Below are 14,965 nucleotides of genomic sequence, written 5' to 3'. Positions count from 1 at the left end.
TGTGGAGGAAATAGAATGGCAATCAAGAAAAAAGTTATAAACAGTTCAGGTGCTTCTACAACAGGAGGCAATAACGCAGGAAAAACTACTTCATCTAATCCAACTCAATCAAAGGGAAATGGAAAGTGGAAAGAAGTTAGTAAACATATAATGACAGGTATATCGTATATGATACCAGTCTTAGTAATGGGTGGACTTATAGGAGCTTTATCTCAATTAATACCATATGCAATATTAGGACTTGACCCATCTGTAGGTATAGTTGATGCTATGAACTCAGGTGAATTTACAGGATTTAAGCTTAGTCTTTTAAACATGGCACAATTAATGTCAAACTTCGGATTTACTCTGTTTGGATTTGCAATACCACTATTTGCAGCATTCTGTGCAAATTCTATAGGTGGAAAAACAGCCTTAATCGCAGGATTTATAGGAGGATATGTAGCTAATAAACCTGTAGGGGTACCACAATTCGTAGATGGACAATGGACAGAAGTTGTACCAGTTGCATCAGGATTCTTAGGTGCAATATTAATCGCATTTATAATAGGATATTTTGTAAAATGGTTAAATAAATCTATAAAAGTTTCTCATAACTGGTTAGCTTTCAAAACAACATTTTTAATACCACTAATAGCATCATTAACTTGTATGGTATTGATGATATTTATAATAACTCCATTTGGTGGATTAATTAATGAAAGTATGAAAAACTTCTTAACAGCAGCAGGAGCAGCAGGAGAGTATGTATATGCAACAGCTTTAGCAGCAGCTACAGCATTTGACTTAGGTGGACCAATAAATAAAGCAGCAGGATTCGTTGCACTTGGTTTGACTACAGAAAATGTATTACCAATAACAGCAAGAACAATAGCTATAGTTGTTCCTCCAATTGGATTAGGACTTACAACTTTATTAGATAAAAGATTAGTAGGAAGAAGAGTATATGATAGACAATTCTATCAAGCAGGAAAAACTTCTATATTCCTATCATTTATGGGTATATCAGAGGGAGCAATACCATTTGCACTTGAGAGACCAGGTTTTGTTATACCTTTAAATATAGTAGGAAGTATAATAGGAGCTATTACAGGTATAATTTTAGGGGCAATTCAGTGGTTCCCAGAATCAGCTATATGGGCATGGCCTCTAGTAGATAACTTATTTGGATATATAATAGGTATAGCAGTTGGTGCTATATTCATAGCTGTAGGAAATGTATTTTACAGAAATAAATTAATAAAAGATGGTAAACTTGTTGTAGATTATATTGATTAATTTATAAATTTTACTATCTAGAATAACCTTGGCTGGTAATATTGTTTCAATCAATATTACCAGCCTTACCTATATGACTAATTAAGGGTGGTGAAGATAAAATTATGAATAAAATAGAAAAAATAAGAAAGTATCTTAAAGAGTATAATATAGATGGAATTCTTATTAATAGTTCTACCAATAAGTTTTATATTGGAAATTTATTTAGTTCATCAGGCTATGTTTTTATAACAAAAGATAAACAATATATAATAGTAGATTTTAGATACTTTGAAGAAGTTAAAAGAAAATCAGATTTATTTGATGTTATATTAATGGATAAAAATAGAAGGTATTTTGACATAATTAATGATATTTGTAGAAATCAAAATATAAAAGAAATTGGCTTTGAAGGAAGTGAAGTATCTTTTGACTCATATAAAAGTATGAGTAACAAATTAAATGTAACTTTAAAATCAGTTGATTTATCTACTCTAAGAAAAGAGAAAGATGAAGATGAAATAAAATATATAAAAAAAGCTTGTGAAATAGTAGATGCTACATTTTATCATATAATTGACTTTATAAAAGTTGGTATGAGTGAAATGCAAGTAGAAAATGAAATTGTACGATTTATAAAAGAATTAGGTGGACAAAAAGAGTCATTTGATACTATAGTTGCATCTGGTTTGAGAGGAGCCTTACCTCATGGAAAAGCAAGTGAAAAAATTATAGAGTATGGAGATTTTGTTACATTCGATTTTGGAGCAAAGTACAATAATTATTGTTCAGACATTACTAGAACTATTTGTATGGGAACTACAAATAAGGAGCTGGAAAAAATATATAATATAGTAAAGAAAGCTAATGAAGAGTGTATAAAGGTTTTAAAGTCAGGTATGACTACTGGTGAAATAGATAAGGTTGCAAGAGATATAATTAGTTCATATGGATATGGTGATAATTTTGGACACAATCTAGGTCATGGTGTAGGTATTATGGTTCATGAGTATCCAGCATTAGCTCCAGAATCAAATGAAGTATTAAAAGAAGGTATGGTTGTAACTATAGAGCCTGGTATATATGTACCAGAACTTGGAGGAGTAAGAATTGAAGATGATGTACTTATAACTCAAGATGGCTGTATGAGATTGACTACATCTACCAAAGATTTAATAGTTGTAAATTAAAAATAAATTGTAGCTAAGTATTTTTATAATAATAAGAAAAGACGAGGTAAATTTAAATGTATAATTTTGATGATAGACCAAATAGAGTAAGTGAAAAGTGTAGAAAGTGGGATTTGAACATTATAAAAGATAAATTTGGAGATATTAAAGAAGATTTTGTGCCAATGTGGATTGCTGATATGGATTTTAAAATACCAACAGAAATAGAAAATAAATTTATTGAAGCTGTAAAAAGAGGTGTATTTGGATATACATACTGTTATGATGAATTCTATGATTCAGTTATTGGATGGCAAAAAGATATGCATAAAGTAAATGTAGAAAGAGAATGGATTACATTGACTTATGGAACTGTGTCAACACTTCACTATGTAGTACAAGCTTTTTGTAAAAAAGGAGATAGTATAATATTAAATACACCAGTTTATGACCCATTTGAATCATCAGCTAAAAAGCAGGGTGTAAATGTAGTTTGTAATACATTAGATGTGATAAATGATAGATATTATATAAATTTTGATAGATTAGAATCTCAAATTAAAGAAAATAAACCTAAGCTAATGATGTTTTGTACACCACATAATCCATCAGGAAGAATTTGGTCAATTGAAGAAATGACGAAAGTAGCAATTATATGTAAAGAAAATAATGTTATTTTAGTTGCAGATGAAGTACATGCAGAGCATATTCATTATGGAGAATTTAATTCTATTCTTAAGCTTGAAAGGGAACTTTTAGAAAATATTATCCTATTGACATCACCAAATAAAGGTTTTAATCTTGGAGGATTAAAGACTTCTTATTCAATAGTCATAAATAAGGATATAAGAGATATTTTTAGAAATAAATTAAAACAAAATTCTATAACTTCTCCAAATGTGTTTGGAATAATAGGATTAATAACAGCTTATGATGAGTGTAGAGAGTGGTTAAGTGGTGTAAATAAATATATAAAATCAAATTATGAACTTTTAGAAACTTGGGTAAATAAATATAGTAAGATAAAATTGATGAAGATGGAATCATCTTACTTAGCTTGGATGGATATAAGTGGATTAGGTATAAGTGCAAGTGAGTTTACAGATAAGTTGGCTATAGATACGGGAGTATTGTTAGAAGATGGAAGTCATTTTGTAAAAGATGGTGAGAACTATGTTAGAATAAATTTAGGAACTCAAAAAGAAAACGTAATTGAAGCTTTAAATAGAATGGATTTGTTTGTAAAGTCACTATAAAAAGTTAGTTGTATTATTTATTGAAAATATAAAAATGTAGGTTGTTGTAGGGATATACTAAAAAACATCAAAAAATAAGGTTTATAGACAACAAGATGTAATTCAATTGTAAAAGTAAATATATTTAATGATAGGCATTTCTGATGAAATGTCTATTTTTATATATGTTTTGTAAAGTTTCCTTTACAAAAATAAAAGCAAGTGCTATATTATATATGTAAAGGAAACTTTACAAAAAGGAGGAAATATTTTTGAAAAACCGTGTAGAAGATTTAAGAAAGAAAAAAGGTCTTAATCAAGAGGACTTTGCAAAAATTCTTAAGGTTTCAAGGCAGACGATTAGTTCTATTGAAAATGGAAAATATAATCCATCTTTAGAACTTGCATTTCAAATATCTGATTTTTTTGAAATGTCGATTGAAGAAATATTTTTATGGAAGGAGATATAGTTCATGGAAAAGAGAAATTTAAGAATAGGAATTGTATTTGTAGTTTTAGGTGTTACTTTCTTGTTTCTTTGTTTAATGACTGGTAATAAGTTAGGTTCTTTGTTTGCTGGATTAGCAGGAGGATTTGGATTTGGTGGAATTTCTGCAATTTATCGATATTTTTACTGGAATAAGCATAAAGAGGAATACAAAGAAAAGCTTGAAGCAGAAGACATCAATCTTCATGATGAAAGGAATGTTATGTATAGAGATAAAGCAGGAAGATATGCTTATATTGTGTGTATGATAATAATTCCTATATCTGCTTTTGTTTTCTCTGTACTACATGCCTTAGATATATACAACTCATTGGTAATCATTATATATCTATCTGTTTTATGGATTGTTTTGTATGTTGTAGGTGTTATTTATTATCGAAAGTTAAAGAATAATGGGTAGTGTTTTATATAAATTAAACTATAAATATGGTATATACATAAGTACAATTTGTTTTAGATTACTTAGTATATACCATATTTTATATAAAACTTAAATTTTCATTAGTTGTATGATAACTATTTAAGTTCTTATGTATTTTGTATGTATATAGACATTGACATTATTTAAACTCACTATTTATTGAACTTTTCAATAGAAAAAGCCTTGTCTGTAAGTTTAAAATTATTTTGTATGCCATTAGTTAAATATACTTTTTTATCTTTGGTTATAAATATAGCATCTACATTATCAATACTATTAATTAAATCCATGCCTTTTTCAAGTCCAAGTCCAAATGTAGAAGTGGATAAAGCATCACAATTAATAGATTTATCAGATATTATTGTAACACTACTTAAGTTGTTCTCAAAAGGATACCCTGTAAATGGATTTAACATATGGTGATATATTTTGCCATCTTTTTCTATAAATCTCTCATAAATTCCAGATGTAACAACAGATTTATTGGTAGTTTCTATATTTCCTATAGATTCTCCATTTTTGCTAGTTGGGTCTTGAATACCAATTTTAAAAGGTTTGTTATTTTTGCTATCTTCTAGAGTAAATATATTACCTCCCAAGTTTACTAAAGCTTTTTTTACACCTTCTAATTTCAAATAGCCTACGATTTTATCAGCAGCATATCCTTTAGCTATTGCCCCTAAATCAATTTTCATATCTTCTTTAGCTAATTTTATAGATTTATTTTTTTCATCTAATATAATATTTTTGTAATCAATGAGAGGAAGAAGTTCGTTTATCTCAGAGTCATTTGGGACTTTAGCCTTGTCTGTTCCAATTGCCCATAGATTGGATAGTGGACCAATTGTTATATCAAAGTATCCATTTGACAACTTAGAGTATTCTATAGCCTCTTGTACAACAAAAAATGTATCATCAGAAACTTTGACAAAATCTTTACCAGCATTATCATTTATTTTAGAAACATCGCTTCCTGGTATATGAGTACTCATCTTGTTATCAATATATCTTAAAATTGAATCACATTCATTTAAAATTTTATCACTTTTTGATTCTTTTGTATTAAATATAGTAACTTCATTTACTGTACCAAGGTAATAGCTTGTCTTACTATATTTAGTATTTTGACTTGAACTCCTAAAAAATGAAAATAAAATTAATGCTAAAATCAATATCACAAAAATAAATGTGATTTTTTTCTTATTCATGGTATATTCCTCCTATGAAATTGTGTTATTATCTTATTATAGCATAATTTCATAGGAGGACAAAAAATGAAGAAAAAAGACATTCTTCTTATTTTAGGTGTTTTGATTGTTATTACAGCATGTTATGGAATAATAACTGTTATAAATTCTAAAAATGCTGGAAGTATTGAAATTTATGTAGATAATAAATTGTATAAGACTGTTTCAATAAATGCCAAAGAAGAATTTAAAATAGAAAATAGAGGAGGGTACAATATAGTTAAAATTCACGACAAAGGTGTAGAGATAATAGATGCTTCATGTCCTGATAAGGTGTGTGTACATACAGGTTTTATAAACAAACCAAGTCAAAGTATAGTTTGTATACCTAACAGAGTGAGCATAAAAATAAATACTAATGAAAAAAATGACAATCAAGAGGACATAATTTCTAAATAAAACAATAAATAAAAATAGCTGAAAGGAATTGGTGATAACTATGGTTAATTTAGGAAACGATTGGAATGAATTATTAAAAGAAGAATTTGAAAAAGAATATTATTTGAATTTAAGAAAATTCCTTATAGATGAATATAAGACACGTCAAATTTTTCCTAATATGCATAACATATATGAAGCTTTAAAACACACTTCATATAAAGATACAAAAGTTTTAATACTAGGACAAGACCCCTACCATGGAGATAATCAAGCTCATGGTTTAGCTTTTTCAGTTCAACCACAAGTAAAAACTCCACCATCTCTATTAAATATGTACAAAGAGTTAAAAGAAGATTTAGGATGCTTTATACCTAATAATGGATACTTAATGCCTTGGGCAGACCAAGGTGTTTTACTTTTAAATACAGCACTTACTGTTAGAGCACATGAAGCTAATTCTCATAAAAATAAAGGGTGGGAAATTTTCACAGATAGAGTAATTTCTATTTTAAGTGACCGTGAAGACCCAGTAATTTTTGTATTGTGGGGAAGTAATGCACGTAAAAAAGTAGAATTGATTGATACAAGTAAGCATTATATTTTGGAAGCACCTCATCCAAGTCCATTATCAGCAAGTAAAGGTTTTTTTGGATGTAATCACTTCTCTAAGATAAATGAAATTCTCGAAAAGCTAGGAAAAGAACCTATCAATTGGCAGATAGAAAATATATAAAGATAAAAGGTAACAAAACGATAACAAAACAACAATAAACAATGACATTGTTGTAACTAATAGAAATATGCTTTAATAGTTGGAAATACTATATATGCATATTTCTATTTTTTTGTCAAGTTGACAACTCTTGAAAAAATAGTTACAATTTAGTTACACAAAAAACAAAAAAGAAATTTACGAAGCAGAATATTACGAAGCAAAATATATAGTGTAAAAAATTTGAGGGAGGAAATTTTATATGAATTTAAAGAAATTGAGTAATGTTAAAGTCTCGGCAATGGCGGTTGTTTTATCAGTTGGAATTTTATCAGGATACTCTGCACTTAATAAACAAGTAACATTGGTAGTAAAAGGAGAAGAGAGAACTGTATCTACATTTAGATCTAATGTAGGAGACCTTTTGGAAGCTCAAAACATTAGCTATGATGGAAATGATATAGTTAGTTTGGATGTAAATTCAAAGTTATCTAATGGAGATAAAATAGAAGTAATTGATGTTAAGGAAAAAACAGTTGTAGAGACTAAAGACATTCCATTTGAAGTTACAGTTGTTGAAGATAACTCTTTGTCAAAAGGAGATTCTAAAGTTAAAGAAGAAGGAAAATCTGGTAAAAGTGAATTAGTATATAAAGAAACTTATCACAATGGTAAGAAAGTAGAAAAGGAATTTGTGAAAAAAGTTGTTACATCTGAGCCAGTTAATAAAGTTGTAAATAAAGGAACAAAAGTAGAAATGCAAGTAGCTTCATCAAGGGGAGAAAGTTCAAGAAGGATGGCTTCATCTTCTTCAAGTAGCAGTAGTAGTAACAATGGTAGAAGTATGAGAGTTGTAGCAACTGCATATTCTGGTCATAGTATAACTGCAACAGGAACAAAGCCTAAGTGGGGAACAATAGCTGTAGACCCTAAGGTTATACCATATGGAACGAAAGTATATATACCTCAATTTGATATGGTATTTACTGCTGAAGACTGTGGTGGTGCAATAAAAGGAAATAAAATTGATATATTTATGAATGATTCAAAGACAGTTTATAACTGGGGAAGAAAAACTATAGATATACGTATATTAAAATAATTAAATAATTTGTATTTATACTGGAAATTATATTTTGATTAAATAGAGGAAAATTCTTTATAGATAATTAAAATATGCTTTCCAGTTTTTAAGTTTATAAATATAATTATAAATATAATAAGAAGATATATAAATATTAATTGCTATAGATAAAAACTATTTAAAATATGATTTACTATCAAATTAATCTATAAAAATTGTTGCAAAGAGTCAAAATATATGATATTATAGATTTCGTTGAGAAACGTTTCGTTATGGGAGTGGATGGGTGCCGGTGTGCCCTCTAGTCTTCAAAACTAGTATGAGGGGTTAAGAGCCTCTTAGGTGGGTTCGATTCCCACGCATTCCCGCCAGTATAAAGGGTATCTTTTAATATTAAAAGATACCTTTTTAAATTTAAAAATTATTTTGAGATAATTTACTTTTAGTGATATATAATATTTAGTATTATATAATGTAAATTTTCTAATACTAATATTATGTATATAAAAGTGTAGGAGAGTGGAAAAATGGAAAATAACTTTACAACGAGGACTAGTTTTCTAGTTGGAGATGATGGGATAGAAAAACTTAAAAATTCAAATGTAATAGTATTTGGAGTTGGAGGAGTAGGTAGTTTTACTGTTGAAGCTTTAGCAAGAGCTGGAGTGGGTAATCTCACTATTGTCGATTTTGATGATGTAGATATAACAAATATAAATAGACAAATACCAGCATTACATTCAACTGTGGGAAAATATAAAGTTGATGTTATGGAAGAAAGGATTTTAGATATAAATCCTAATATTAATATAAAAAAAATAAGAAATCTTTATAATAAAGATACTAGCAGTGAAATATTAATTGAAAAATATGATTATGTTGTGGATGCAATAGATATGGTAAGCTCAAAGATACATTTAATTGAAACATGTGAAAAAAAAGGTTTAAAAATAATAAGCTCTATGGGGATGGGAAATAAATTAGACCCAACTAAAATAGTTGTTACTGATATACACAAAACAAGCACTTGTCCTCTAGCTAAAGTCATGAGAAAAGAGCTTAGAGATAGAGGAATTAAAAAATTAAAGGTGGTATATTCAACTGAACAACCAATAGAACTTAAAAAGAAAGTTATGAATGGGAAAAAGGTAACACCAGGTAGTGTATCATTTGTGCCATCTGTTGGAGGACTAGTAATTGCATCTGTAATAGTTAATGAATTATTAGGGGAATAAATGTTAAATGTTTTATTTATAAATTTTATAGACACATTTTAAAGGCTAAAAGCATCAATATAAAACCATTTTATGTTGATACTTTTAGCCTAGTTCTGTTATGTAGTTACAGTTTTATTTCTTATGTTAAGTGTCTATTTTATATTTGTGTTTTGTAAATATCATTTTACCATCACTATAAAAAACAATATCACCTATTTTATCTGTCCTATAAATTGATATATTGTTTTGTTTTAAATTATTGATAACTTCCTTATGAGGATGACCGTATTGATTTTTATATCCACATGATATTGCGGCTATATCTGGATGAATTTTTTCAATAAATTCTGAAGTAGTTGATGAATTGCTTCCATGATGACCTATTTTTATAAAATTGATATTATCTAATTTAAAATAATGTAAAATTTCTTTTTCAATTGGTTCTTCAGCATCGCCCATAAATAAAAATGAGGTGTCATTAAAGTTTAATTTAAAAACTATTGAATTTAAATTAGATTCTTCTTGTATATATGAAGGACTTAATACATATATATTTATATTGTTATCAATATTTAAAACATCATCTCTGTATAGATACTGAATAGATAGGTTTTTATCATTACAAGAACTTATTAGGTTTTGATAAGCTTCACTTTCTGTTGATTGTTCAGGCATATAGATGGAGTTTACATTAAATTTTTTTATGACATTATCAAGACTACCTATATGGTCGGAATCTGGGTGTGTGGCTATTATTATATCGATGGTTTTTATTCTTTTTTGTTTCAAGTAACTAGTAACTATATTTCCACTATCTTCATCACCTCCATCAATTAATATATTTTTCTTTGTAGGTGTTTGTACTAAAAGACTATCACCTTGTCCAACATCTATCATATGTATAGATAGTAGAGATTTTTTGTCACAACCACTTAAAAGTGATATTATAATAAGTGTTAATAAAAAAATTTTATTTCTCAATAAAAAATCACTCCAGTCATTACATGTTTATATAATTTTATGATGGGTAATATAAGATATATGGGAACTATCCTATTTTATATTTTAGACAATATAAGTGAAATTAATACCATAACTAAATTGGAGTTTTTATAGATACAAAATAAAATTTTAAAAAATTAAGCAATAAAAAGGTAGGAGGATTTTATGTTTTTCAAAGATATTGAACTAAATTCAAAAAAGGAGCTAGACCCTTATTTTGATTTAGTAGATTATGAAGCTTGTGAGTACTGTTTTAGTACTTTATATATGTGGCAACATGTTTATAAGACAGGATATTATATAGGTGAAGATTTTGCTGTTTTAGTTGGTGAATACGAAGGAGATAGTTTCTCAATATTACCACTTGCTAAAAAAGACAAACTTCCAGAAGTTGTAGATTTTGTACTTGAGTATTTTTCACATAACAACAAAAAAATATACTTAAGGGGTATTACTACTGAAGTGGTAGAATTTCTAAAAGAAAAATACCCAAATAGATTTGAGTATATAGAAGAAAGAGATTTATTTGACTATATCTATGATGCAGAAAGTTTAAGAACATTAGCTGGTAAAAAGAATCAAAAGAAGAGAAATCACATAAATTATTTCTTAAAAGAATATGCAGGTAGATATGAAGCAAGATTATTAGATAAAGAAAACTTCAATGAATGTTTAGTATTAATGAAAGAATGGGAAAGTAACAAAGAAGAAAATAACGAATTTGATGAAAGTATGGATGATGAATTGGTTGGTATCAAAAAGATATTTAACAATTACGATATTTTAAAAGATAAAGTAAAAGTGTTTGGTGTATATGTGGATGGAAAATTAGAAGCATTTAGTATCGGAGAGCTTTTAAATAAAAACATGGCATTAATTCATATAGAAAAAGCCAATCCTGATATAAGAGGTTTATATCCATTTATAAACCAACAATTTTTAGTAAGTGAATTTGAAGATGTTGAATTTGTAAATAGAGAAGAAGACTTAGGTATTGAAGGTCTGAGAAAAGCTAAACTTTCTTACCACCCTTGTAGATTTGTTGAAAAGTACAGTGTTAGGGAGGCTTAATAAACTATATGGAGATTAGGTATGCTAAAGACGAAGAAATAGAAAGTATAAAAGAAATATGGAGTTATTGCTTTAATGACAGTGAAAGTTTCATGAAATACTATTTTAATGATAAATATAAATATGAAAATACTGTAATAGCTTTAGATGAAGGAAAAATTGTTTCCTCTCTTCAGCTAAACCAGTATAAATTAAGCTTAAATAGTAAGGTATACAATACATCGTATGTAGTAGGGGTTTCTACACTTCCTGAGGGGAGAGGAACTGGTTATATGAGTAAAGTTATTAAATTTACTTTAAATGAGTTGTATAAGAAAGGACAACTAGTATCTATATTAATGCCAATTGACTATAGACTTTATAGAAGATTTGGATATGAGCACTGTTATGACCAAATTGAATATACTATCAAAACAGATGATTTAAAAAATTTCAAGGCAAATGGAAAAATGATAAAAGCTGATTTATCACAAATTGATGATTTAATTAAAATAGATAAAGTATTTTTAAATGAGGTTAATGGTAATGTGTTAAAAGATGAACATTATTATGAAAACTTATTTAAAGAAATCCAAAGTGAAGACGGACATTTATATATCCATGAAGGTAATGAAAAAGATGGATATATAATTTATTTTCTTCAAGGAGATAAAATGTTTGTCAGAGAGCTATTTTATAAAAACATAGATGCTCTTAAATCAATGCTTAAATTTATATATAATCACAATACTCAATGTAAGATAGCTTCTATAGCTACTCCTACAATAGATAAGATAAGGTTTATATTAGACAACCCTAAAGATTGTGAGATAAAAATAAAACCTTTTATGATGGGAAGAGTTATAAATGTAAAGCAATTTATTGAAGATATAGATATTGATAAGGATATTAATAGTTCTATAAAATTATATATAGAAGATAAATTTATAGAAGAAAATAATGGACTATTCAAAGTCTCTATACAAAATAAGAAAGTAATAGTGGAAAAATTAAATAAAGAATGCACAGAAGGGCTTCAAGAGTGTTTTGATATTAAATTAGATATAAATGCTTTAACACAATTGGCATTTTCTTATACAGACGTTGAAGAAGCACTTTTATTAAATAATATAGAAGGTATTTCAAAAGAAACAATAGAAATACTTAATTGCATTTTTTCTAAAAAAGACAATTATATAAATGAATATATATAGAAGTGAAAATACGTCAAAAGATTTTAATAAATCTTTTGACGTATTCTTTTGTTTATAGAATAATTTCTTTTGTTTAAAAAATCTTTATTTGAAAATAATCTAAATAATATGTTTTATAGAGGAGTGATTATGATTCAAATAAGAAGACCTTTACTAATTATATTAATATTTGTGATAGCTGTATCTTTTATTATCACAAATAAGAAGAAAGAGGATGAAAAATTTAATGATAAGATAATAACTATACAAGGAACAGTCAAAGGAAGATTTGAAAAGCCTAGATATAATCAGTATAAAGTAGGAGCTTTCCTAATAAATGATTACACAAGAACTAAAAATTTGAAAATTGGTCAGAAAGTTAATGTTACAGGTAAATTTAAAAGTTTAGGTAAAATGAAATATGAAGATTTTGATTATGGAAGATATATAAAAAGTACTGGATATAAAGGTATAATATATATAAATAGTTATAAAATTATTGGTAAAAATAAAATATATGACTTAATAGGTAAAATAAAGCTTTACATAAATAAAACTTATAGATATTTATATAAGAAAAATTCAGATTTTATAAATTCTATATTGTTAGCAGAGGTTGAAAATTTGACAGATGAACAAAAAGAAATGTTCACTAGGACAGGAACTAGTCATGTAATATCTATATCTGGTCTTCATACAAGCATACTATGTGTTGTAATTGCTTTTCTATTAAGAGGTATAAATAAATTGTATAAATTATTAATATTGTCGATTTTTATATCTTTATATTGTATAATGGTAGGTGCGTCTCCATCTATAATTAGGTCTATAGCATTTGTTATGGTTTTCTATTTATCAGTCTTTATTAATAGAAAAAAGGATGGAATATCAACACTGTCTCTAATAGGGATAGTTTTAATTATAAATAACCCCTATGTTATATATAATGTAAGTTTTCAATTATCTTTTTTAGCTACATTCTCTATACTAATATTTTACAATAAAATAAATAGTATTATAAAATTAAGTATGGTATCATTGACAATATCGTCAAATATATTAACCTTGCCTATAATATATTATACATTTAAAGGTATACCATTGGTTTCAATCATAGGAAATTTAATAATAGTACCATTTATAGGTATAATAATGTATTTGAGTATTGCAAGTTTAATAATATTTAAAATAAGTGTAGTAATAGCTAAAATAATAGCTTTATTCAACAGCACATTGATAGAAATCATATTTTTTTTACTAGATAAACTCAGCAATTTAAATTTTGCATATATTGATATAGATAACCCTAAACTTTATATTGTAGTGATTTATTACATAGGAGTATTTTTTTACATATTTTACATAGAAGGAAAAGAGATAAAGGAGCAAGAAAATGGATTACAAGGATATTATAAGGAATATAAAAGATAAAAAACTTGAGAAAATGTATCTTTTTTATGGCAGAGAGTATTATTTAATAGAAAATGCAATAAAAGTCTTTAAAGAGAATTTAAACGAAGGAATGCTCGATTTTAACTTAGATATAATAGATGGAAAGGAAATAGTCTTAAATCAGCTTATAAGCTCTATAGAGACACTTCCTTTTATGGATGATAGAAAAATAGTAATAGTAAAAGACTTTGAGTTACTAAAAGGAAAGAAAAAGAATTTTACAGATAGCGACGAAAAATACTTGATAGAGCATTTAGATAATACTCCAGACACTACCACTATAGTTTTTGTTGTATATGGAGATATAGACAAAAGAAAATCTTTAGTTAAAAAGATAGGTAATAATGGAATTGTTTTTAATTGTGACAAGCTTTCTGATATGGACTTATTTAAGTGGATAAAAAAATCTTTTGCTCTAAATGAAGTTATAATAGAAAACTCTCAAATAATGTATTTTATTGAACAAGAAGGATATAGAGATAAAAGTAGTGAAAAGACTTTATCAGACTTAGAAAACGAGATAAATAAAATTAGTTCATTTGTTGGAAAGGGAAATAGTGTAACTAATGATGTAATAGATAAATTATCTCCTAAAAAGGTTGAAAATGATATATTTAAGTTAATTGATTATATTGGAGAGCAAAGTGCTTCTAATGCAATGAAAATATTGAATGATATGATACAAGAAGGCGAATCTGTTTTAGGTATATTTTCTATGATAGCTAGACAATTTAAAATAGTTATGCAAGTAAGACAATTACAACTAGAGGGATACTCAGCAAAACTTATAGCAGATAAATTAAAAATGCATCAATTTGTAATAGGAAAAGCATTAAAACAGACTAAAAACTTCTCTGATGATATAATCATAGAAATTTTAAACTATATATTAGAAAGCGATTATAAAATAAAAACAGGACTTATAAGGGATACTTTAGCAGTAGAAATGTTGATTAGTAGATACTGTAAAAGGCAAGCAATGTAAAAAACTTATATATTAATAAAAAATAAATAGCAAGATATGTTATAGTTCAAAG

General features: G+C 27.0%; 15 protein-coding genes and 1 tRNA gene. 14 read left to right on the top strand and 2 right to left on the bottom strand.

Features of this window, described 5'->3' with window-relative positions; translation table 11 throughout:
* The first annotated feature begins 15 nt into the window (after nucleotides 1-15).
* The 5 genes from KGF41_RS01430 to KGF41_RS01410 all read left to right on the top strand — a co-directional run bounded on the left by KGF41_RS01430 (nucleotide 16) and on the right by KGF41_RS01410 (nucleotide 4,569).
* On the top strand, nucleotides 16-1,278 hold the full coding sequence (locus tag KGF41_RS01430; protein WP_227828181.1) for a PTS fructose transporter subunit IIC: 1,263 nt from the start codon (nucleotides 16-18) through the stop codon (nucleotides 1,276-1,278).
* Between the two features lie 104 nt (nucleotides 1,279-1,382).
* A complete protein-coding gene (locus tag KGF41_RS01425; protein WP_227828182.1) occupies nucleotides 1,383-2,447 on the top strand; it encodes an aminopeptidase P family protein in 1,065 nt (354 codons plus the stop codon).
* A gap of 56 nt (nucleotides 2,448-2,503) precedes the next feature.
* Nucleotides 2,504-3,682, top strand: a complete 1,179-nt coding sequence (locus KGF41_RS01420) for an aminotransferase class I/II-fold pyridoxal phosphate-dependent enzyme (protein WP_227828183.1) — start codon at nucleotides 2,504-2,506, stop codon at nucleotides 3,680-3,682.
* 251 nt (nucleotides 3,683-3,933) lie between these two features.
* A complete protein-coding gene (locus tag KGF41_RS01415; RefSeq protein WP_227828184.1) occupies nucleotides 3,934-4,131 on the top strand; it encodes a helix-turn-helix transcriptional regulator in 198 nt (65 codons plus the stop codon).
* Between the two features lie 3 nt (nucleotides 4,132-4,134).
* On the top strand, nucleotides 4,135-4,569 hold the full coding sequence (locus KGF41_RS01410; RefSeq protein ID WP_227828185.1) for a tellurium resistance protein TerC: 435 nt from the start codon (nucleotides 4,135-4,137) through the stop codon (nucleotides 4,567-4,569).
* Nucleotides 4,570-4,742: 173 nt separating this feature from the next.
* On the opposite strand, the gene KGF41_RS01405 is transcribed toward KGF41_RS01410, so the two are convergent.
* Nucleotides 4,743-5,798 carry an FAD:protein FMN transferase gene (locus KGF41_RS01405; RefSeq protein WP_227828186.1) on the bottom strand — a complete coding sequence of 352 codons (1,056 nt, stop codon included), beginning with the start codon at nucleotides 5,796-5,798 and terminating at the stop codon, nucleotides 4,743-4,745.
* Nucleotides 5,799-5,864: 66 nt separating this feature from the next.
* Between KGF41_RS01405 and KGF41_RS01400 the strand changes: the two genes are divergently transcribed.
* The 5 genes from KGF41_RS01400 (at nucleotide 5,865) to KGF41_RS01380 (ending at nucleotide 9,249) form a co-directional block, all read left to right on the top strand.
* On the top strand, nucleotides 5,865-6,236 hold the full coding sequence (locus KGF41_RS01400; RefSeq protein WP_227828187.1) for a NusG domain II-containing protein: 372 nt from the start codon (nucleotides 5,865-5,867) through the stop codon (nucleotides 6,234-6,236).
* A gap of 40 nt (nucleotides 6,237-6,276) precedes the next feature.
* Nucleotides 6,277-6,951: a uracil-DNA glycosylase gene (locus KGF41_RS01395; protein WP_227828188.1), complete on the top strand. Its 675-nt coding sequence runs from the start codon at nucleotides 6,277-6,279 to the stop codon at nucleotides 6,949-6,951.
* 241 nt (nucleotides 6,952-7,192) lie between these two features.
* A complete protein-coding gene (locus KGF41_RS01390; RefSeq protein WP_227828189.1) occupies nucleotides 7,193-8,032 on the top strand; it encodes a G5 domain-containing protein in 840 nt (279 codons plus the stop codon).
* A 256-nt stretch (nucleotides 8,033-8,288) separates the two neighbouring features.
* Nucleotides 8,289-8,385 (top strand) — tRNA-Sec (locus KGF41_RS01385).
* Nucleotides 8,386-8,541: 156 nt separating this feature from the next.
* Nucleotides 8,542-9,249 (top strand): ThiF family adenylyltransferase, encoded by a 708-nt coding sequence (locus tag KGF41_RS01380; RefSeq protein ID WP_227828190.1) that lies wholly within the window; start codon nucleotides 8,542-8,544, stop codon nucleotides 9,247-9,249.
* Nucleotides 9,250-9,375: 126 nt separating this feature from the next.
* Here the strand turns inward: KGF41_RS01380 and KGF41_RS01375 are convergent, their stop codons facing one another.
* Complete coding sequence (locus KGF41_RS01375) at nucleotides 9,376-10,212, bottom strand: ComEC/Rec2 family competence protein (protein WP_227839984.1); 837 nt, start codon at nucleotides 10,210-10,212, stop codon at nucleotides 9,376-9,378.
* A 186-nt stretch (nucleotides 10,213-10,398) separates the two neighbouring features.
* Here KGF41_RS01375 and KGF41_RS01370 point away from each other — a divergent pair, with 186 nt between their 5' ends.
* The 4 genes from KGF41_RS01370 to holA all read left to right on the top strand — a co-directional run bounded on the left by KGF41_RS01370 (nucleotide 10,399) and on the right by holA (nucleotide 14,913).
* Nucleotides 10,399-11,304 carry a DUF2156 domain-containing protein gene (locus KGF41_RS01370; RefSeq protein ID WP_227828192.1) on the top strand — a complete coding sequence of 302 codons (906 nt, stop codon included), beginning with the start codon at nucleotides 10,399-10,401 and terminating at the stop codon, nucleotides 11,302-11,304.
* Between the two features lie 8 nt (nucleotides 11,305-11,312).
* On the top strand, nucleotides 11,313-12,497 hold the full coding sequence (gene eis / locus KGF41_RS01365; protein WP_227828193.1) for a GNAT family N-acetyltransferase: 1,185 nt from the start codon (nucleotides 11,313-11,315) through the stop codon (nucleotides 12,495-12,497).
* Between the two features lie 129 nt (nucleotides 12,498-12,626).
* On the top strand, nucleotides 12,627-13,907 hold the full coding sequence (locus tag KGF41_RS01360; protein WP_227828194.1) for a ComEC/Rec2 family competence protein: 1,281 nt from the start codon (nucleotides 12,627-12,629) through the stop codon (nucleotides 13,905-13,907).
* A complete protein-coding gene (gene holA, locus KGF41_RS01355; RefSeq protein ID WP_227856282.1) occupies nucleotides 13,870-14,913 on the top strand; it encodes a DNA polymerase III subunit delta in 1,044 nt (347 codons plus the stop codon). Before KGF41_RS01360 ends, holA begins: the two co-directional genes overlap by 38 nt.
* The last annotated feature ends 52 nt before the right edge of the window (nucleotides 14,914-14,965 follow it).

The sequence above is a fragment of the Clostridioides sp. ZZV14-6150 genome (assembly GCF_020657875.1).
Classification (GTDB): Bacteria; Bacillota; Clostridia; order Peptostreptococcales; family Peptostreptococcaceae; genus Clostridioides.
The sequence above is the reverse complement of the archived record's forward strand: the minus strand, read 5'-3'. Positions and strand labels throughout refer to the sequence as shown.

What these genes read in the sequence shown, in the direction of transcription:
- KGF41_RS01400 (WP_227828187.1), top strand. Translation starts at nt 5,865, where the DNA reads ATGAAGAAAAAAGACATTCTTCTTATTTTAGGTGTTTTGATTGTTATT.
- KGF41_RS01360 (WP_227828194.1), top strand. Translation starts at nt 12,627, where the DNA reads ATGATTCAAATAAGAAGACCTTTACTAATTATATTAATATTTGTGATA.
- KGF41_RS01420 (WP_227828183.1), top strand. Translation starts at nt 2,504, where the DNA reads ATGTATAATTTTGATGATAGACCAAATAGAGTAAGTGAAAAGTGTAGA.
- KGF41_RS01390 (WP_227828189.1), top strand. Translation starts at nt 7,193, where the DNA reads ATGAATTTAAAGAAATTGAGTAATGTTAAAGTCTCGGCAATGGCGGTT.
- KGF41_RS01395 (WP_227828188.1), top strand. Translation starts at nt 6,277, where the DNA reads ATGGTTAATTTAGGAAACGATTGGAATGAATTATTAAAAGAAGAATTT.
- holA (WP_227856282.1), top strand. Translation starts at nt 13,870, where the DNA reads ATGGATTACAAGGATATTATAAGGAATATAAAAGATAAAAAACTTGAG.
- KGF41_RS01430 (WP_227828181.1), top strand. Translation starts at nt 16, where the DNA reads ATGGCAATCAAGAAAAAAGTTATAAACAGTTCAGGTGCTTCTACAACA.
- KGF41_RS01370 (WP_227828192.1), top strand. Translation starts at nt 10,399, where the DNA reads ATGTTTTTCAAAGATATTGAACTAAATTCAAAAAAGGAGCTAGACCCT.
- KGF41_RS01425 (WP_227828182.1), top strand. Translation starts at nt 1,383, where the DNA reads ATGAATAAAATAGAAAAAATAAGAAAGTATCTTAAAGAGTATAATATA.
- KGF41_RS01405 (WP_227828186.1), bottom strand. Translation starts at nt 5,798, where the DNA reads ATGAATAAGAAAAAAATCACATTTATTTTTGTGATATTGATTTTAGCA.
- KGF41_RS01380 (WP_227828190.1), top strand. Translation starts at nt 8,542, where the DNA reads ATGGAAAATAACTTTACAACGAGGACTAGTTTTCTAGTTGGAGATGAT.
- KGF41_RS01410 (WP_227828185.1), top strand. Translation starts at nt 4,135, where the DNA reads ATGGAAAAGAGAAATTTAAGAATAGGAATTGTATTTGTAGTTTTAGGT.
- eis (WP_227828193.1), top strand. Translation starts at nt 11,313, where the DNA reads ATGGAGATTAGGTATGCTAAAGACGAAGAAATAGAAAGTATAAAAGAA.